The following is a 19,881-nucleotide window of genomic DNA, read 5'->3' as shown; positions in this document are numbered from 1 at the left end:
TTATCTTTGCGAGCGAATCCGAAAAATCCAATAAATGGCTGATAATAAAAAAATTAAGACTGCGTTGGTTTCAGTCTTTCACAAAGAAAATTTAGATAAGATTATTTATAAACTAAACGACTTGGGTGTTAAGATTTTAAGTACGGGGGGTACGAAAAGTTTTATCGAGTCGTTAAATGTTGAGGTTACTTCTGTTGAAAGTCTTACCGGTTATCCGTCCATTTTGGGAGGCAGAGTAAAGACCTTGCATCCGAAAGTATTTGGGGGGATTTTGTCGCGCCGTGATAATCAGGGAGATGTGAGCCAGTTGAACGAGTTCGAAATTCCGGAAATCGACCTGGTAATTGTGGATCTTTATCCGTTTGAAGACACCGTTGCTTCGGGTGCCGCAGAACAAGACATTATTGAAAAAATAGATATCGGCGGAATTTCGTTGATCCGTGCCGCTGCCAAAAATTTCAAAGACGTGGTAATTGTTCCTTCTCAAAAGGAATATCAACCACTGTTGGATCTTTTGGAAGAGAAAAACGGAGAGTTTTCACTGACCGATCGCAAATGGTTTGCAAGTCGTGCCTTTGGCGTTTCGTCACACTACGATTCAGCCATCTTCGGATATTTCAACGAAGGAATTGGAGAAGCTACCGAACGTGTGAGTCTGAACGACGGACAGGTTTTGCGTTATGGCGAAAACCCGCACCAGGCAGCGTCGTTCTTTAAATTCAATAACGGAGGTAATTCTGCAACACTTGCAGATGCTGAAGTTTTGCAAGGAAAAGCGCTTTCATACAACAATATGCTAGATGCCGACGCAGCCTGGAAATCAGCCAGCGATGCCTATCATTCGGTAACGCATCTCGAAAACAAAGTGGCGGTCTCTGTGATCAAACACTTAAATCCATGTGGTTTGGCTGTGACCAATAGTATCATGGAGTCACTGGAACTTGCCTGGGCAGGTGATCCGATCAGTGCCTACGGAAGCATCATCTGTTTTACAGATACGGTTACACAGGAAGTGGCTGAATGGTTTGGGAGTAAGTTTGTGGAGATTTTAATCGCTCCGGCTTATACAAAAGAGGCCATGGAAGTCCTTGGTAAGAAAAAGAACCTGCGTGTATTGGTGACACCCATTCGCGAAGCAGTGCCGGGCGAGAAGCTTTATCGTTCGATTAGCGGAGGTATGTTGGTTCAGGACGAAGACGAAGGTTTGGATCAGGAATTCAACACTGTTACTGAAAAAGAATTTGAAGGATCAAAAATGAACCTGGCTAAATTCGGAACCATTGCCTGCAAACACCTGAAAAGCAATGCAATTGCGGTGGTAACTGAAAACGCTGACGGAGGATTCTGGTTAACCGGTGCAGGTATGGGACAACCCAACCGTTTGGATAGTTTGCGTTACCTTACCATGCCACGCTTCGAATTAAAAGGAGGTTTGGATATCACCAATTCAGTACTGATTTCAGACGCATTTTTCCCGTTCCGCGACAGCATTGAAGCCGCCAACGAATACGGTGTGAAATACATTGTTGAGCCTGGAGGAAGTATCCGGGACGAAGAAGTTATTGCTGCCTGTAACGAATTTGGCATTGCCATGGCTTTTACAGGAAGACGACATTTCAGACATTAATATTAATTATATCTTTATAAAACAATACCACTAGATAAACAGCAAATTAATGGGGTTATTTTCATTTTTAACACAGGAAATTGCCATTGACCTTGGCACTGCAAATACCATTATTATTCATAATGATAAGATTGTAGTGGATGAGCCCTCAATTGTTGCCATCGATCTGAAATCAGAAAAGATGGTTGCAATCGGTGAAAAGGCGCGGCAGATGCAGGGGAAGACACACGCCAACCTGAAAACAATCCGGCCTTTACGCGACGGTGTAATTGCGGATTTTAACGCGGCGGAACAGATGATTCGGGGAATGATTAAAATGATTAACCCAAAACCGAGGATGTTCTCACCGGCGTTGAAAATGGTGGTTTGTATTCCATCCGGAAGTACAGAAGTTGAGATTCGCGCGGTTCGTGACTCCTCGGAGCATGCCGGCGGACGCGAAGTGTACATGATCTATGAACCTTTGGCAGCAGCCATCGGGATCGGGCTCGATGTGGAGGCTCCGGAAGGTAACATGGTGGTGGATATCGGTGGTGGTACAACCGAAATTGCTGTGATTTCGCTTGGTGGTATCGTTACCAACAAATCGATACGTATTGCAGGGGATGACCTTACTGCCGATATTATGGAGTACATGCGTCATCAACATAATATAAAAATCGGGGAACGCACGGCCGAAGAAATCAAAATTCATGTGGGATCAGCGCTTTCTCAGTTGCCTGAACCTCCTCAGGATTATGTGGTACAGGGCCCAAACCAGATGACCGCTTTGCCGATCGAGGTACCGGTTTCGTACCAGGAAATTGCACACTGTCTCGAAAAATCGATTTCGAAAATCGAAACAGCCGTGTTAAGTGCATTGGAACAAACTCCGCCTGAATTGTATGCCGACATTGTTTCCAAAGGAATTTGGCTGGCAGGTGGCGGGGCGCTTTTAAAAGGTCTTGACAAACGTTTAACCGACAAGATTGGAATTCCGTTCCACATTGCTGAAGATCCGTTAAGGGCTGTGGTAAGAGGTACGGGTATTGCCTTGAAAAATGTAGATAAGTTCTCGTTCCTGATTCGATAAAAGCCTTCTTAATACTGTAAATGCGAAGTTTATTCAGACTACTGGTAAAAAACTATCCGTTTCTTCTATTCCTTTTTTTAGAAGTTATCTCAGTGGTGTTTATCGTAAACTACAACAGTTTTCAGCGTTCCAGGTACCTGAATACTTCCAATGCAATCAGTGCATCGCTCTATAGTTCCTATAGTTCGGTGGTTCAGTATTTTGGGTTAAAGAAGGTGAATAAGCACCTGATGGAAGAGAATGCCCTGCTGCGGAACCGGATTGATCAGTATGAAAGCAGTCTTTTGGATTCGGTACGTTTGGAGACATCTTCAGACAGTACTTTTCGCTATATTCCGGCGAGGGTAGTCAACAATTCGGTGAACCGTCAGCAGAATTACATTACGCTAAACCGTGGGCGAAAGCACGGTGTAAAACCCGACCAGGGAATTATTTCAAGTACCGGTATTGTTGGAATTGTGACCTCTGTGTCCGAATCGTATTCCATGGGTTTGTCGGTTTTAAATCCACGCTGGAGTATTTCAGCCAAACTCAAAAAGAACGGTTATTACGGGTCGTTGATTTGGAACGGAAAAAGTTATAAGAATGCTGAACTCGGTGACATCCCGTTTCATGTGGATGTTGCAGTTGGCGATACCATTGTAACCAGCGGTTATTCCTCGGTGTTTCCCGAAGGTATTTTAGTCGGAAAGGTCGAGTCTTTTACTCAGCCGCCGGGAGAGAATTACTACGTGATTAATGTGGAGCTTTCAACCGATTTTAAATCGGTAACCTGGGTCGAAGTAATCGACGGCATCAAATCGGATGAATTGGAAAAATTAAAACAGGCAACATTTAATGGAGAGGATGGGATTTAAATATTTTGTCATGTTCATAGTGCTGCTGGCGGTTCAGGTGTTGTTCCTGAATCAGATTCAGTTTAGCGGTTACATCAATCCGTTCATTTATGTGCTCTTCATTATGCTGCTTCCTGTAAATATTCCAAAGTATGCGCTGATGTTGCTTGCCTTTGCGATGGGAATCAGTGTCGATGTTTTTTCCAATAGTTTGGGAGTGCATTCGGCGGCATCGGTGTTTATTGCCTATTTAAGACCGGGTATTATCCGGGTAATCACCAATCGCGAAGAGGATATGAATGAATATCCCGGGCTGGCTCAAACCGGTTGGCGCTGGTTTTTAGGCTACGCTATCCTGATGGTGCTGTTGCATCATCTGGCTTTATTCTATCTCGAAGTATTTACTTTTGCGAATTTTCTAAACACTTTATATCGTGTAATTTTAAGTTCTGTATTTTCATTTTTTGTGATAGTTTTAAGTCAGTTTATCATTTTTAGAGATTAGGGCAGAACGTGAACGATTATTCAAAAAGAAGTTACATTATAATACTGGTTTTTGTACTTGTGGCCCTGGTGTTTCTTATCCGGCTGTTTCGCTTACAGGTACTCGATTCCACGTATAAACAATACGCTACCAATAACGTGTTGCGCGAAGTGGTGCAATATCCGGCACGCGGACTGATATACGACCGCAACGGAGAACTGTTGGTATACAACAAAACAGCATACGATTTACTGATTACGCCCCGCGAAGTAAAAGCATTTGATACCACCTTGTTTTGTAATCTCCTGGATATTACCCGCGAAGACCTGGAGGCAGGAATTGATAAAGCAAAGAAGTATTCGAAGTACAAACCATCCATCCTGGTGAAGCAAATATCGCCCGAGAATTATGCAGTATTGCAGGAGCAGCTGTATAAATTTGTGGGCTTTCATACCCAGACCAGGACACTTCGCGAGTATTCTGCACCGGCAGCAGCTCACGCTTTAGGGTATGTGGGAGAGGTTACTCAAAATGATATCAACAAAGATGCTTATTACAAATCCGGTGACTATATCGGGGTTAGTGGAATTGAAAAAACGTATGAGGCGCAACTTCGGGGCACTAAAGGTGTGAAAAAGAACCTGGTGGATGTGCACAACCGTATCCAGGGAAGTTATCTCGGAGGCAGCGAAGATATACCTGCGCAAATTGGTAATAACCTGACAACTACGCTCGATATTGATCTTCAGTTGTATGCCGAGAAACTATTTAAAAATAAAAAAGGAGCAGTAGTTGCCATTGAACCTTCAAGCGGTGAGGTTTTAGCTTTGGTAAGCGCCCCGGTGTACGATCCCGGGTTATTGGTTGGAAGGGTGCGAGGTGCAAATTATAGTATGCTGGAATCCGACTCTTTATTAAGGCCCTTGTTTAACCGTGCGTTATTGGCAAAATATCCGCCCGGATCTACCTTTAAAACGATTAATGCCCTGATTGGCTTGCAGGAACAGGCCATTACCACGAATACAATGTTTACCTGTTACGGGAAAGGATCGAGTCCTATTCGATGTACTCACGATCATGGAACCATTAATGTTGTTGGAGCTATCAGCGGTTCGTGTAATCCGTTTATGTGGAACACTTTCAGAAGTATTATTGGCAGATCAAAAACATCGGCAGAAGGATTTAATAAATGGCGGCATTATTTGCTGGATTTTGGCCTGGGCACAACTCTCAGTGAGGATTTCGCCAACTCGCTAAAAGGCGATCTTCCTACTGTAGATTATTATAACCGGATTTACGGGAAAGGGCACTGGAATGCACTTACGGTGCGGTCGCTGGCGATCGGGCAGGGTGAACTTGGCGCAACGCCGCTCCAAATGGCTAATGTGGCTGCAATTGTTGCCAACAGAGGTTATTATTATGAACCTCACATCGTAAAAGCTATTGAAGGTGACACGATTCGTAGTTCATTCAAAACAAAGCATGGTGTAGAAATCGATGCAAAGTATTTTGAACCGATTATTGAAGGTATGAGTCGGGTTGTTAAAGGAGCCTATCTGATACCGGGTCTTGAATATTGCGGAAAAACGGGGACAATACAGAATAACCACGGGATTGATCACGGCGCTTTTGAAGCCTTTGCACCCAAAGATAATCCGGAAATTGCAATTTTTGTTTATGTTGAAAACAGTAAGTGGGGAGCCAGTTATGCTGCACCCATTGCCGGTTTGCTTATCGAAAAATATTTAAATGATACTATTGCAACAAACCGGCAATATGTGGAAAAATTGATGTTAAATGCCAATCTTTTGGATCCCAATAAAATTGTAATTGAAGATGATTCAGAGGAATAACATATGGTCGAACATCGACTGGATTACAGTGCTGTTGTACCTGGTGCTGGTCTTTATGGGCTGGTTTAATATTTATGCTGCGGTGTACGACACCGATCATCAAAGTATTTTTGATATCTCGCAACGCTACGGCAAACAGCTTTTGTGGATTGGTGCAGGCGTGGCCTTAGCCATCATTATCATGTCGATAGAAACCAACTTTTATGTTTTTTTCTCTTATGCCATTTACGGCGTAATGGTTTCTCTGCTGCTGCTGGTATTGTTGATTGCCAACGAGGTAAACGGCGCCCGGTCGTGGCTTGAGATCGGCGGATTTAAATTACAGCCTTCCGAATTTGCCAAATTTGCAACAGCGCTGGCCCTGGCGCGGTATATGAGTACTTTCGATTTTAAACTAAAGAACTTTAAATCGCTGGCCATTATGGCGCTGATTATTTTTACACCGGCGGCGCTTATCCTTTTGCAAAACGACACCGGATCAGCGCTCGTGTATTTTTCGTTTGTTCTGGTGTTGTTCAGGGAAGGACTCTCAGGTTTGGTATTGTTTCTCGGAACACTCGTTGCTACATTGTTTATTCTGGCTTTAATCCTTTCAAAACTCACACTAATATTGGTTTTGCTGGGAGCTGCGGCCCTTATTTATTTGATCCTGAATCCAAAGTTTTCCCAGTATTTTAAAATACTTGTGTTTTTTGCCACTGGCATTTTATTGTCTTTTCTGTTGAATGCAATTCTGGGGAAGAAATACGAGCTGGGAGATATTATCATTTTTGGATCCATTCTGGGATCGTTGGTGACTTTGGTATATTCGCTCATAAAGAAGTTTAAAAATTACGCAATCATATCGCTCTTTTTCCTGGGATCAGTACTGTTTTCTATTTCGGTTGATTATACATTTAATAATATACTGGAAAGCCATCATCAGGTTCGAATCAAAGAATTATTGGGGCTTGAATCCAATCCATATGGTGCAGGATACCACGTAAATCAAAGTAAAATTGCCATTGGTTCCGGAGGAATGTGGGGAAAAGGTTATCTGAACGGAACGCAAACCAAGTTCAATTTTGTGCCCGAGCAAAGTACCGACTTCATATTTTGTACAGTAGGAGAGGAGTGGGGATTTGCCGGAACGTTTGTAGTAATCGCGCTGTTTGTGTTTTTTCTGAGCCGTTTGGTTTGGTTGGCTGAACGACAGCGATCGGTTTTCTCCCGTATCTATGGTTATTCAGTAGCCATTATCCTGTTTTTCCACTTTGTGGTGAACATCGGGATGACAATTGGTATCATGCCAGTGATCGGGATTCCTTTACCTTTTTTTAGTTATGGTGGCTCGTCGCTTTGGTCGTTCACCATTCTTCTTTTTATTTTTATCCGGCTGGATGCAAGTCGTTTAGAAAACTTCCGCGACAGTCGAAATACCTGATGTCTTGCTGGAGCTTGGGCATTCCCCTTATTTTTACTATCTTCACCAGGCTTTTTAAAAATCGTAAGATTTTTATTCTAGGGCATAAAGACAAATAAACAGACATTAGAAGTAGTTCGACTTTGATCCTGAGGGAAATGCAGAACCACTTTCTTTCAAACTTTTTGTGGATACTTTTTTGAGTGTTCGTATGCGAACGCTTTCAGGTGTGGTATCCCATTAAACAAAAATTTAATGAGATGATATACAAACCTTATTCTCTTCATAATTTCAGACAAATATCCCAAATGTCGGTTTTAACCGAAGAACAAAAACTGGAAATAGAGGTAGTGGGAAACGTATTGCCGTTTAAAACCGATAATTACGTGGTAGATGAACTGATCGACTGGTCTAATTTTGAGAAAGACCCGTTTTTTATTCTCAATTTTCCGCAAAGGGAAATGCTTCAGGAAAAGGATTTTAACCGGATTGCTTCGCTTCTCAAAAAGAATGCTTCAAAAGAGTTGCTTCAGGAAGAGGTTAGAAAAATACGTTTGAAATTGAATCCCAATCCGGCAGGACAAGAAAACAATGTTCCGGTTTTTAACGGGAAGCGTTTAAACGGAATTCAGCATAAATACCGCGAAACGATGTTGTTTTTCCCAACACAGGGACAGACTTGCCATGCCTATTGCACCTTTTGTTTCAGGTGGCCGCAGTTTGCGTTAAACGAATTTAAATTTGCCATGAAGGAAGCCGATCAAATGGTCGAATATTTGAAGGCACATCCGCATATTACCGATGTTTTATTTACCGGTGGTGATCCTGCGGTAATGAAAACCCGTTTTTTCGAAAACTACTTCAATGCGTTGATCGAAGCCGATATTCCGCATTTGAAGAATATCCGGATAGGAACAAAGTCGCTGGCTTACTGGCCGTATCGTTATACCACCGACCCTGATGCCGATGATTTGCTTCGTTTGTTTGAAAAGGTAAAAAAACATGGAATCAACGTTGCCCTGATGGCTCACCTCAACCACCCGGGCGAGTTAAAAACAAAGGCGGTGCAGGAAGCCGTTCAGCGCTTGTTGAATGCAGGTGTTCAGATTCGTTCGCAATCGCCGGTGATGCATAACATTAACGATCGTGCAGATATCTGGGCCGAAAACTGGAGAGAACAGGTTCGGCAGGGTATTGTACCATATTACATGTTTGTGGCGCGCGATACCGGGGCACAAGATTATTTTGCGGTTTCGTTAAACCGCGCATGGCAAATCTACCGGGGAGCCTATAACCAGGTAAGTGGAATCTGTCGCACCGTAAAAGGGCCAAGCATGTCATGCAGTCCGGGAAAAGTACAGATAGTTGGAGTTTCCGAGATAAAAGGACAAAAAGTGTTTGTGCTGAATTTTCTGCAGGGCAGAGATCCGTCGTGGGTAGGCAAACCTTTCTTTGCCAAGTTCGATCCGAAGGCGGTTTGGTTTGATGAACTGGAACCGGCATTTGGTGAAACCGCATTCTTTTTCGAAGATTCGTACCTCGAAATGCTGGCTTAGAAATCTTCCCGGTCAGAAGGCAGGGGAAGTTCCAATGCTATGTCGTATTCTGTTTTTACGTAGTGGATCAGTTCCAGCATAAAAGCTTTGAAATTGCCTTCGAGCGTTTCGTAATTTGACCGTAGAATATTTTCGGCAAGGTGTGCTTTTGTGGGCAACGAAGAATATTTCCCCATGATGTGCATGGATTAGATGATTCCTTCGATGGTGGCATACGATTCCAGCCTCCGGTTTTGGATCAGAAAGGGTAAAAAGCCTTGCACACGCAAGGGCAGATAAGCGAAGTGGGATAAAAGGACCGAATGCGATCGTTTGGCAAACCAGCGAAGCGAAAGATCGGAAAAAGTCGTCCAGTTGGCAGCCAAAAAATGATCGTAAACCAAATCCACTACAATGCCCGCATAATGTCCAAAATCGTCTCGAAAAGGCTTTTTTGCCTCTTTATGTAATGGATGATTGTCGGTAAAATGATCGATACGGCGATGTAAAAGAATGCCGTCAGCAATTTCCTTTGGGTAATTTTCATACTGCTTTCCTTTTACGTAATCGCCTATAAAATTGCCCACCAGCATCTGTTCTGATTCGCCCGATAAATATAGATGTGCAAGATAATTCATGACAATAATTTTCAAACGATTAAGTTGGCTTAAAAGTTTTTGAAAAATACATTATGCAGGAAGGTAAAGAAAATAAGAATCCTGCGGCCCCGTATGTTGAGGTTCATAAAAATTATGTTGTCGCTGAACTTTGATGCAGATTTTTTAATCGTTATTTTAGCGGCCGAATTGTAACGCTATGGCAAAACGAATTGTGGCATTTGGAGAGATCGTTTGGGATTTATTGCCTCACGGTCAGGTTTTGGGAGGAACTCCGCTAAACCTTGTTTTCAGGTGCAATTCGTTTGGAGAGGAAGGACATTTACTTTCGCGTGTCGGCGACGATGAACTGGGACAGGCTGCGCTCGACAAACTGGTTTCGCTCAATATTTCGGATAAAAATGTACAGTTGGATTCAGAGTTTCCCACCGGTGTGGTTAATGTTACTTTTGATGAAAACGGAGAGAGTCGCTACGAAGTCAAAGAAGATGTAGCGTTCGATCATATCGAATTTTCAGCCGAAGCCTTAAAACTGGCCCGTCAGGCCGACTGTCTTTTCTTTGGACTTTTGCCGCAACGCTACGGCTTGTCCAAAAACACCATTCGCGAACTAATCAAGGAATCTCCCGATTCTATTCATTTTTTTGATTTGAAGTTGTTTCAGCACTTTTTCAATATTGATGTGGTGGAACGTTTGCTCGATTGTGCCCATATTGTGCGAATCAAGGAAAAGGAAGTGGAGTTTTTGGCAGGTAAGCTAAAGATGGAATTCACCGACCTGGATGCGTTTGCCGAACAATTATCGAAGAAATACAAAATCGAATTGGTGATTACGACCCGGGGAAACAACGGTATTTCTGCCTTTCATACAGAAAAGGGGTGTTTTTATGATCCTGGTTTTGTAGTGGATATGGAAGATAATATTGGTTCGGGAATGGCTTTTTCAGCTGGATTTCTTCATTGTTACCTGAACGGAAAATCACTGGAAGAATCCATCCATTTTGGAAATGCCGCCGGCGCACTGAACACGACCAAAAGAGGTGCCACCGAATTCTTTGATAAAAATGACGTGCTGGAATTTATGAAATCGACTTCCCAGCAAGCCTGATTATTTACAAAGTTTTTTTTAACAAAACAATATTCTTAAACATCTGCTTCGAAGTAACATAAATGCCTGTTGAGGTGTTTAATAGTTATGCAGAACATCTTAAAAACTAAGCAGATGAAAATCAAGACCAATGAAATTACAGCCATGTTGCTGGAGAGCCTTTGGAAGCAATATATTTCGAGGGTTTCTTACGCGAAAACATATGCGGAACTGGTGTTGGAAAAAGGAGGGAAAGTTGTTAACGATCATATTGCCATAAGAACCTTCAATACCCACACCGGAGAACAACCCGAAGGAATCAGGGCCATAAAACACTTGTTGAATTACCTGGGGTATGTGCCGGTCGACAAGTATGAATTCAAAAAGAAAATGCTGAAAGCCGTTCATTTTGAACATCCCAATGAGTTGTTTCCCAAAATTTTTGTGAGCCAGCTGGAAGTGGAGTTGTTGCCCGAATGGGCACAGCAAATCATTAATAATTCGGTTAGAGATACTCCGTATCTTATATCCGACGAAAGCCTTGAGTTACTGGCTGTATTGAAAGAAGAAGGCGAAATGCCCAAGGTGGCGGCTGAAGCGCTCGTACTCGATTTGACCCAATATTTCAGACGGCCCTGGTCACCCCCCGCCAAAGATGATGTTATAAAACTCAACGATGTTTCGCAATATGCCGCCTGGACTTTGCTCCATGGAAATTCGGTGAATCATTTTACCGCTTTCATTAATCACCAGGAGGTGAAGGAATGGCCCGATCTGGAGTCAACCTGCAAAGCGTTGGCAGCAGTCGGTATCCCTATGAAAGAAACGATTGAAGGAGAAAAAGGAAATAAATTGCGACAATCGGCTACCCAGGCAGTCAAAGAGGAAGTTGACGTAACGAATGACGACGGGCCGGATAAAATTACCTGGACCTATGCTTATTACGAATTGGCGGAACGCGGTTATGTAGAAGAAAACGGGGAGCGGAAACTGTTTTCAGGATTCCTGGGAGATCAGGCTGTTCATTTGTTTGACATGACCCGCACCCGCGATAACTGATCGGTCAGAATGTTTTCTAATAAACTTCGGGAACAAAAGTCATTTCCGATATAGGAGGTCGAACGTAACCCTTGCTGTCTTTTCGCGGAGGGAGTTCGATGGGGTGGTAGTCCAGTTCCTTGTAGGGCACCATCGACAACAGGTGGTGAATACAATTCAGACGGGCACGTTTTTTATCGTCGGCATCCACAACAAACCAGGGGCTGATCTTTGTGTCGGTGTAGGCAAACATATCGTCTTTCGCCTTTGAATACTCGACAAAAAGCTGCATCGACTTGATGTCCATCGGACTTATCTTCCATCGTTTGGTCGGATCTTCGATACGCGAACGGAAACGCTTTTCCTGTTCTTCTTCGCTCACCGAAAACCAGTATTTCACCAGAACAATTCCGGAGCGGATCAGCATTCGTTCGAAGTTGGGGCAGGAGCGTAAAAATTCCCAGTATTCATCGTTGGTACAAAATCCCATCACTTTCTCAACACCGGCACGGTTGTACCAGCTGCGGTCGAACAAAACCATTTCTCCGGCTGCCGGCAAATGAGGTACATACCGTTGAAAGTACCACTGTGTTTTTTCGCGTTCAGTAGGTGTTCCAAGTGCAACTACACGGCATATCCGGGGATTCAGGTATTGTGTGATCCGGGCAATTGTTCCGCCTTTCCCGGCTGCATCGCGGCCTTCAAAAATAACGACCACTTTCAGCCCTTTGGCTTTAATCCACTCTTGCAATTTTACCAGTTCAATTTGCAGTTTGTTTAATTCCTTTTCGTAAAACTTCGTGCTGATTTTTTTCTTTTTTGGTGTCCCGGATGAATCCATATTTCAGTTGTTGAATGCAATTAAAGGTAAGAAAAATAGTACAATCAAAACGAATATGATGAGCCGGCTAAAATATAGGCGCCAAACCTGCTATCCTGCATTGCATCGGTGAGCGAAATAAATCCGGATTGAATTTTGCCGTTTTTCAGCAGAGGCGGATGTTGCTTTTCCATCGTGGTTTGAAAGGCATGAAAACTTTCTGCGCCGCCATACCAGGTTCGAAACAGCGCTTTAGTTGAAGGCACCAAAAGCTTTTCAAGTTTTAATGACAGCAGCCCCATATTCTGGCGGAGATTGATTTCGAGACAGGGATTAACAGCCAATTGTTTGTCAGCCATTCTGAAGATGAGGGCATCGACCCCAAAATTTCCTTCATATCCTGAAGCAAGTTCACTTTTCTCCAGGGTTTGAATTAGCGGATCAATGATTTTATCAGGCAAACGTTCAGCAAAAGTTTTAATTTCAGAATTCATATCATCAGGTAGGCCATTCAAACGGTTGCCAATGTATTGTCCTTTTCCGTCGGTCATAAAATTGCTGATGCCGAGGTAGTCGATTTTTCCATCGATTAGTTCGAACTGAAAAGCAATATCCAGTTGTTTCCCGAGAAAAGGTTCCACAATCACATAACCCTGATCTTTGATTATGCCCAGAATTTTCTCCCAGACTTTTGGATGAACGGGGGTTTTCGTGATGGGTTGCAGGCCTCGCCCGGAGCTGCTCCACGGCGCTTTTACCATCAGGTTGCCCCACTCACTGATCAGTGTTTCAATCTCGTGTTGTTCGCAGCAAACTTTTCCGGCCAAACCCTCCGGTATAAAAATAGAGTCCGGATATTCCCTGATCATCTGACGTAAAATTCCAAGGGCAAATTTTTTCGAATACAGGTTCCTCGATTTGCTGGTCCAGTTGAAAACCGGGGAGTTTTGAAAAGTTGCTGAACATTTGGGTTTTAATGGACTGAGTAGTTTATGTGCTGCCGGACTCCATCCCCAGGGTTTTAGCGCTTTAATGTTCTGTAAGGGAGACGTATCGGCACTTAGCGCTTTTTGAATTTCGATGAAATCAGGAATTGCAGTGTCTAATTTATGGAGTGAGTCGAGGAATCTTTTTGATGGAAGCTGTCCCGCCAGAACCACATCTTCAGAAGTAGCTAAGAACAATGGAAGTGCGGATAAATCAGCTTCCATTTTTGTAAGTAGTTTATTGGGCTGCCAATTGGGGCTTCCGTTCCCAATTGCTACCTCGCAAGTGGGATTGTATAAATAGATATCAGGTAAAAAAGTCACATCCAAAACTAGTAAAAATTTGAGTAGGAGTGTCTTTCCATTCTCTGTCTCCTATACATATTATGTTATTGATCCGTTTCATTCTTTTAGCTTCAGTTAGCAAGTCAACTTTAAAGGAATTGAGGGTATTTTAAGAATTATTAAGAAAAAATGATAGAAATGTTAATTAATGTAATATTTTTTAAAGGAAAGATATTATATTAATACCCGGAATAAGAGTGCTTTACCTATTGTATGTATTTAGTGATATATGTACTAAGATGAGAATAAAAACCATAAACTAGCGATGCCAACTAAAGAGAGTGTTTAACTTAATTTTTCACTTAAATTCTTTTTTTATGAAAAAACTTGCAATGTTGCTTGTATGTATTCTATTGCTGGGAATACATTTTGGGAACGCACAGGTAAAATCCATTAGCGGAACTGTCACAAGTTCGGAAGATGGAACTTCCATTCCGGGAGTTTCTGTGCTGGTTAAAGGAACAACCATAGGTACGGTAACGAACATTGATGGTTATTACGAACTGGATGTTCCGGACGATGCAAAACATCTTATTTTCTCGTTTGTAGGGATGCAAACGATAGAAACGTCTATTTCCGGAACGGTTATCAATGCTCAAATGAAACCGGATATATTAGGCCTGGATGAGGTAATGGTAGTGGCGTACGGAACGGCGAAGAAAGAATCGTTAACCGGTTCGGCTGCTGTAATTGGAGAACAGGAGATCGAATCTCGCTCGGTGTCTTCTATTGGTCAGATTCTTACCGGATCTACCACTGGAGTTCAGACAACGGCCGGCTCTGGTCAGCCAGGTAGTTCTCCTACGATTGTTATTCGGGGGATCGGTACTTTGAACACATCGGCAGATCCGCTGATCGTATTGGATGGCGTTCAGTACGAAGGTGTACTTTCAAGTATTAATCCGGGCGATATTGCTTCTATGACTGTGTTGAAAGATGCTGCTTCGACTGCCCTTTATGGTTCGCGTGCTGCGAACGGAGTGTTGATTATTACCACAAAAAAGGGAAGCAAAGGAGTTGAATCAATGAAAGTGAACCTGAAAGCACAGGCAGGTATAATAAATCAGGCGCTTCCGAACTATGAAGCGGTTAATGCGCAGGATTATTACGTACTCCAGGCTGAAGCTTTTGCTCAGAGTCGGTTTCAGTCGGGGAATGCCAATAGCATTGCAGAATCAAGAGGTTATGCATACGAAAATATTTATTCTCAACTAAAGTATAATCCATTTTTAGGGATAGCCAATGATCAGATACTAACTGCGGAAGGAAAAATAAATCCAAAAGCAAAAGTTGGATTTCGCGATTTGGATTGGTATGATGCAGCAAAGCAACAAGGGTACAGACAGAATTATGATTTAAGTCTGAGCGGAGGAAGTAAAAAGGCAAGCTATTTCTATTCGTTGGGCTATCTGGACGAAAGAGGTTATATTATCAAGTCGGATTATGAGCGTTTTAATACACGCTTGAATATTGACTTTGATGTAAAGGACTGGCTGCAAATTGGTGGAAGTGTATATGCCACAATCGTCAATAGTGATATTGGTTCTGCTGAGTCGGCTACTTATGCAAATCCTTTCAGAAATGCCAGGATGACAGCTCCGATTTATCCTGTTTACCTGCTTGATCAAACTACAGGGGATTACATTTTGGACGGAGCTGGAGAAAAACAGTACGATGACGGTGGAACTTATGCCAGGCCGATTAACGCGGGTAGAAATGCTATTGCAGAGTTAAATTGGAACAGTGAGGATTTCAAAAGAAATGAAATGGGAAACAGGACGTTTGCCCGGTTTAAAGTAACAGAAGAACTTACTGCCACTATTAATTTAGGTGCCGATTTTCAAAACTACCACTACAAAAGATTTGATAATCCGGAGATTGGCGATGGTGCTCCAACGGCAAGGATGGCCGAAGACAGATATACGCGAACTACGGTTAACGTGAACCAATTGCTGAATTATGAAAAAACGGTAAATGAAGTTCATAATTTCTCTGCTTTATTAGGTCACGAATCTTACTCACGAACTTATACACGCCAGGAAAGTTTTAAAAACCAGTTTATTGTAACGGGTATTTATGAACTAAATAACTTTGTAAATACTGCCGATAATACCGGTTGGACTGATAAGAAAAAAACAGAAGGTTATTTTGCAAGGCTGAATTATAACTATGCAGATAAATATTATATCGATGGTTCATATCGAAGAGACGGATCTTCTGCTTTCCACGAAGATGTAAGATGGGGGAACTTCTATTCCGTTGGAGCCAGTTGGAGAATTGATCAGGAACAGTTCATTTATGGTGCTGATTGGATCAACAGTTTAAAATTAAGAGCTTCTTACGGTGAAGTTGGTAACGATAATATTGGAGAATATGGATATCAGGCTTTATATGAGACCTATCCGAATGCGTCTGCTCCAGGTCTTCGTTGGGCATCGGTTGGAAATGCGGCACTAACCTGGGAGGTGAATAAAACCTTCGATGTTGCTTTAGATTTTGCATTATTTGACAGAATCAGTGGTACTGTGGAATGGTATAATCGAAAATCAGATGATTTATTATACGAAATGCCTTTGGCGCCATCAATGGGATTGATGGAGCAGCCACGGAACATTGCAGCCATGCTTAATCAGGGGTTCGAGATAAATATTGAAGGCGATATTATCAGAACAAGCGATTTTAGGTGGAACATGAATCTAATGGGATCTACCAATAAAAATGAAATTACCTCTATTCCCGAACCATTTGTTGATGGGACCAAAAGATGGTCGGAGGGGCATTCCAGGTATGATTTCTGGCTGAGGAAATTCTATGATGTGGATACTGAAGACGGAGCTACAAGATTCCATGTATGGAAAGAGGTTACCAACGACGAGGGAGAAGTGATAGGGACAGAGCTGTCATTCGATGATAACGGCGACCCGGAATTAACAAAAGATGCCGATGACGCAGGTTTTGGTTATGTTGGGGCTTCCACAATTCCAAAACTTCTCGGATCAATCGGAAACACTTTTACTTATAAAGGACTGACTTTAAGAACACTTTTTACTTATTCTTTAGGCGGGAAAATGATCGACGCTATCTATCAGGGAATGCTAAGTTCAACAGTTGGTGAGTCGTACCACCCTGATGTTAAGGATTCCTGGATGAATCCCGGTGATGTTACTGAATTTCCGAGATTACAGTATTCCGAATCAAACTTGTATGCGACATCTGATTTCTTCCTGATCTCTTCCAATTATCTCAACATTAGAAATGTGACTTTAAGTTACGATTTCCCAAAATCCCTTATGGATAATTGGGGCCTTGGGCAGTTAAGTGTATTTCTAACCGGAGAAAATCTTTACATGTTTACTGCAAGAAAAGGGATGAACCCCATTTATAACTTTTCGGGAACGCAAGATGAATTGGCATATGTTCCGAGTAGGTCTTTTATCCTGGGATTTAGCTTGCAGTTTTAATTAACAGAAAATATACTACAATGAAAACAACATATAAAAATCTAGTATACTCGCTGGTCTTGGCAATGGTGCTCGGATTAAGCTCATGTAGCGATGACTTTTTACAGACTGTTCCTACCGATGCAGTTTCTACTGATATTGCCCTGGGATCAACCGAAAATATGATGCTGGCCATTAACGGAATTCACCGTACTCTGTACGCACAAAACCCGGAGATCATTCGCTTTTATGCCGGGGAACAATACATGATTCCGATGGCTGAGTTTGCTGCAGGCGATGCATTGCACTCTGCTGCCGGAAACGGTTGGTTCAGAACTGTTGCACAATGGACTTCTCATACTGATGCCACGTCAAACGACGTAACCTATCCATGGTGGTACTATTACAATATTATTGGTTCTGCAAATAATATTATTAACGCGGCCGAAAGTCTGCAGATGTCTGATGACTTGCACAATATTTTAGGGCAGGCTTATACTTATCGTGCATGGGCACATTTTAACCTGGTACGTTTTTTTGCTAAAGCATACATGATTGGAGATCCCGATACCGATTTAGGTGTTCCGATTATGCTGGCAACAGAACCTCCGTACGAAGGATTAGCCCGCAACACAGTAACGGAAGTTTATAATCAAATTAAGACTGATCTTACTGATGCAATTACACATTTTGCCGATGCATCGCCAAGGGCTGATATCTCTCATTTAAATGTGGATGTTGCTAAAGGTATTGCTGCCAGGGTATATTTAACCATTGGAGAATGGGCCAACGCAGCAAAATATGCCAATGAAGCCAGGGAGGAATACTCCTTAATGAGTGAAGCGCAATTCAAGGCAGGATTTAATACTGTCGATAATCCTGAATGGATGTGGGGATCCAAAGTGATTACGGATCAAACGGCTTATTTTTGGTCGTATTTCTATTATACTTCGAACAATTTTAACGGTTCGCAGAACAGGAGTAATCCTAAATTTATGAATCATAAGTTGTACGATATGATGTCGGAGACTGACTATCGTCGTGACCTGATTCTGAAAGATTGCCCAAGTACTTTTTCTGCCTGGGATAAAGGAGAAAACGCCGGAAGGTATGCCAGTAAAGAAGAATACGATGCAGCAGTAAAAACTTATCGGGGGATTATTGGAAATTCAAGTACCCACAATATGGTTCCCTACCTGCATATTAAATTGCAACAATCTGATGGTGCAACAATCACCCCGATGGATGTAATTCACATGCGCGCTGCTGAAATGTATCTGATTGAGGCAGAAGCTTTGGCTCGTCAGGGCGGGAAGGATGCAGAAGCTCAAAGTGTATTGTATGATTTGGTTTCCGTAAGAGATGAAGGATATACAAAATCAACCAATACCGGGCAGGCACTTGTGAATGAAATTCTGACTCAAAGAAGGATTGAATTATTCCTGGAAGGTCACCGTTGGTTTGATATGCTTAGAAACGATGAGACGCTTGATCTTGCAGGATCGGGTGCAAATCCAGACCTTTATCTGGAAGGGATGTACGAAGATAAACCAAGTATGAACGACCGTTGGATATTTAGAATTCCGCAAAGAGAACTAAATGCCAACCCGAATATGGTTCAAAATGATTAAAATTCAGTTAATTACTGATATGTGATGGAAACGGGAGAGTTTTAACTCTTCCGTTTTTTTATTGCAGAATATTCAATTTCAACATGCATGATACTTCGGAGAGAATAGTTTGAGATTGCGCTATTCTCAAATTGCATCTTTTCGCAACAAAATTGTGTTAAGCTTTTTTCTTTGTCCTGAAAACCCCGGCCTGTGCCAGCGCCATAATTAAAACGCCAAGAACCGTTAAAAATCCTCCGATTAACTGATGACGAAGCGGTAGCGTTCCAAAAAACAGAAAGGCGCCGAGCAGGACAAAAATCCCCTTCATGCTTTGTACGATCGATGAACGCGATGCTTCAATATACCGGAAAGAATAGTAAACCGTTAAAATGGCAATAAATTCCAAAACGGCGCCAATTGCGGTATTCTTAATGGCTTCGGCCGAAAATACGGTTGATTCATCCATCACGAAAAACATAATAATGGAGAAAGTAAAGAGCCACACAGCCCGGTTTAAATTCAGCAGTTCGGGACTTAGTTTTTGCACGTGAGCCTTTACTACAAGTGTGGCGGTTGTTGCAAAAATGGCATTAAAAAATACCACTCCCGTTCCTTTTATAAAAAGTGTTTCGAGCGTAGTTCCGCCACTGTAACTTATGGCAAAGGCTCCCGCCAATGCCAGAAAACCACCCAGTATTTCGATCGGTCCAAAACGCTCATGCAAAATAAAAATGCCGCCAAGCATTACCATTACGGGGTAAATATTTCCGAGAAATGAAGTAACCGATGGATCGGGAATGATATGTATCGATAGGAAAAACAAGGTAGTTGTTGCAATTTCAAGTAAGCCGAGCGTCAACAAAATTATTACCTGTTTGCGGGTCAGGTGCGCCACTTGCTTAAGTTTCTTGTTGAAAAGAGCAAAAGCCATACAGGAAACTGATACAATAAAATACCACAGGCTTCCGAATTGCGCTAGTGGAATCTCGTTTAACGCCGCTTTGCTGAAAATATATACATTCGAAAAAGCCAGGGTTGCAACCAATGCAAAAACATAGCCCTTGTAGGTGTTTGATTTCATTTGGTGAAAATTGAGGTGATAAAGATAGGAAAAATGAATTCGGGG

Annotated in this window: 16 protein-coding genes; 11 read left to right on the top strand and 5 right to left on the bottom strand. The window is 42.4% G+C overall.

Annotated features, from left to right (window positions below):
- The first annotated feature begins 34 nt into the window (after window positions 1-34).
- The 7 genes from purH (at window position 35) to MR764_RS19260 (ending at window position 8,830) form a co-directional block, all read left to right on the top strand.
- Window positions 35-1,627, top strand: a complete 1,593-nt coding sequence (purH, locus tag MR764_RS19290) for a bifunctional phosphoribosylaminoimidazolecarboxamide formyltransferase/IMP cyclohydrolase (RefSeq protein ID WP_247981095.1) — start codon at window positions 35-37, stop codon at window positions 1,625-1,627.
- Window positions 1,628-1,676: 49 nt separating this feature from the next.
- Window positions 1,677-2,699 (top strand): rod shape-determining protein, encoded by a 1,023-nt coding sequence (locus MR764_RS19285; RefSeq protein ID WP_247981094.1) that lies wholly within the window; start codon window positions 1,677-1,679, stop codon window positions 2,697-2,699.
- A gap of 20 nt (window positions 2,700-2,719) precedes the next feature.
- The gene (gene mreC / locus MR764_RS19280) at window positions 2,720-3,556 is read left to right on the top strand and encodes a rod shape-determining protein MreC (protein ID WP_247981093.1); all 837 of its coding nucleotides are present in this window, start codon (window positions 2,720-2,722) and stop codon (window positions 3,554-3,556) included.
- Window positions 3,557-3,566: 10 nt separating this feature from the next.
- Complete coding sequence (mreD, locus tag MR764_RS19275) at window positions 3,567-4,040, top strand: rod shape-determining protein MreD (RefSeq protein ID WP_247981092.1); 474 nt, start codon at window positions 3,567-3,569, stop codon at window positions 4,038-4,040.
- 8 nt (window positions 4,041-4,048) lie between these two features.
- Window positions 4,049-5,872, top strand: coding sequence for a penicillin-binding protein 2 (gene mrdA, locus MR764_RS19270; protein WP_247981091.1), 1,824 nt, complete (start codon window positions 4,049-4,051; stop codon window positions 5,870-5,872).
- Window positions 5,856-7,295 (top strand): rod shape-determining protein RodA, encoded by a 1,440-nt coding sequence (rodA, locus tag MR764_RS19265; RefSeq protein WP_247981090.1) that lies wholly within the window; start codon window positions 5,856-5,858, stop codon window positions 7,293-7,295. Before mrdA ends, rodA begins: the two co-directional genes overlap by 17 nt.
- Before the next feature lie 239 nt (window positions 7,296-7,534).
- Window positions 7,535-8,830 carry a lysine 2,3-aminomutase gene (locus tag MR764_RS19260; protein ID WP_247981089.1) on the top strand — a complete coding sequence of 432 codons (1,296 nt, stop codon included), beginning with the start codon at window positions 7,535-7,537 and terminating at the stop codon, window positions 8,828-8,830.
- Here MR764_RS19260 and MR764_RS19255 read toward each other — a convergent pair.
- Both MR764_RS19255 and MR764_RS19250 read right to left on the bottom strand, forming a co-directional pair.
- Window positions 8,827-9,006 (bottom strand): hypothetical protein, encoded by a 180-nt coding sequence (locus tag MR764_RS19255; protein WP_247981088.1) that lies wholly within the window; start codon window positions 9,004-9,006, stop codon window positions 8,827-8,829. The genes MR764_RS19260 and MR764_RS19255 overlap by 4 nt on opposite strands.
- A gap of 12 nt (window positions 9,007-9,018) precedes the next feature.
- Window positions 9,019-9,447 carry an ACP phosphodiesterase gene (locus MR764_RS19250; protein WP_247981087.1) on the bottom strand — a complete coding sequence of 143 codons (429 nt, stop codon included), beginning with the start codon at window positions 9,445-9,447 and terminating at the stop codon, window positions 9,019-9,021.
- Window positions 9,448-9,625: 178 nt separating this feature from the next.
- Between MR764_RS19250 and MR764_RS19245 the strand changes: the two genes are divergently transcribed.
- Together MR764_RS19245 and MR764_RS19240 are read left to right on the top strand one after the other, a co-directional pair.
- Entirely contained in the window at window positions 9,626-10,534 is a 909-nt protein-coding gene (locus tag MR764_RS19245; protein WP_247981086.1) for a PfkB family carbohydrate kinase, read from the top strand.
- Between the two features lie 114 nt (window positions 10,535-10,648).
- Window positions 10,649-11,572: a DUF1338 domain-containing protein gene (locus MR764_RS19240; RefSeq protein ID WP_247981085.1), complete on the top strand. Its 924-nt coding sequence runs from the start codon at window positions 10,649-10,651 to the stop codon at window positions 11,570-11,572.
- Between the two features lie 16 nt (window positions 11,573-11,588).
- Here MR764_RS19240 and ppk2 read toward each other — a convergent pair whose 3' ends face one another.
- Window positions 11,589-12,392 (bottom strand): polyphosphate kinase 2, encoded by an 804-nt coding sequence (gene ppk2 / locus MR764_RS19235; protein WP_247981084.1) that lies wholly within the window; start codon window positions 12,390-12,392, stop codon window positions 11,589-11,591.
- A gap of 44 nt (window positions 12,393-12,436) precedes the next feature.
- Window positions 12,437-13,582, bottom strand: a complete 1,146-nt coding sequence (locus MR764_RS19230; protein WP_247981083.1) for a hypothetical protein — start codon at window positions 13,580-13,582, stop codon at window positions 12,437-12,439.
- A gap of 437 nt (window positions 13,583-14,019) precedes the next feature.
- Between MR764_RS19230 and MR764_RS19225 the strand changes: the two genes are divergently transcribed.
- Together MR764_RS19225 and MR764_RS19220 are read left to right on the top strand one after the other, a co-directional pair.
- On the top strand, window positions 14,020-17,163 hold the full coding sequence (locus tag MR764_RS19225; protein WP_247981082.1) for a TonB-dependent receptor: 3,144 nt from the start codon (window positions 14,020-14,022) through the stop codon (window positions 17,161-17,163).
- A 20-nt stretch (window positions 17,164-17,183) separates the two neighbouring features.
- Entirely contained in the window at window positions 17,184-18,773 is a 1,590-nt protein-coding gene (locus MR764_RS19220) for a RagB/SusD family nutrient uptake outer membrane protein (RefSeq protein WP_247981081.1), read from the top strand.
- A 157-nt stretch (window positions 18,774-18,930) separates the two neighbouring features.
- On the opposite strand, the gene MR764_RS19215 is transcribed toward MR764_RS19220, so the two are convergent.
- A complete protein-coding gene (locus MR764_RS19215) occupies window positions 18,931-19,836 on the bottom strand; it encodes a DMT family transporter (RefSeq protein ID WP_247981080.1) in 906 nt (301 codons plus the stop codon).
- Window positions 19,837-19,881 lie beyond the last annotated feature (45 nt).

Source organism: Maribellus sp. YY47, assembly GCF_023111095.1.
Lineage (GTDB): Bacteria > Bacteroidota > Bacteroidia > Bacteroidales > Prolixibacteraceae > Draconibacterium.
Note: the sequence above shows the minus strand (reverse complement) of the source record. Positions and strands in the feature narration are given on the sequence as shown.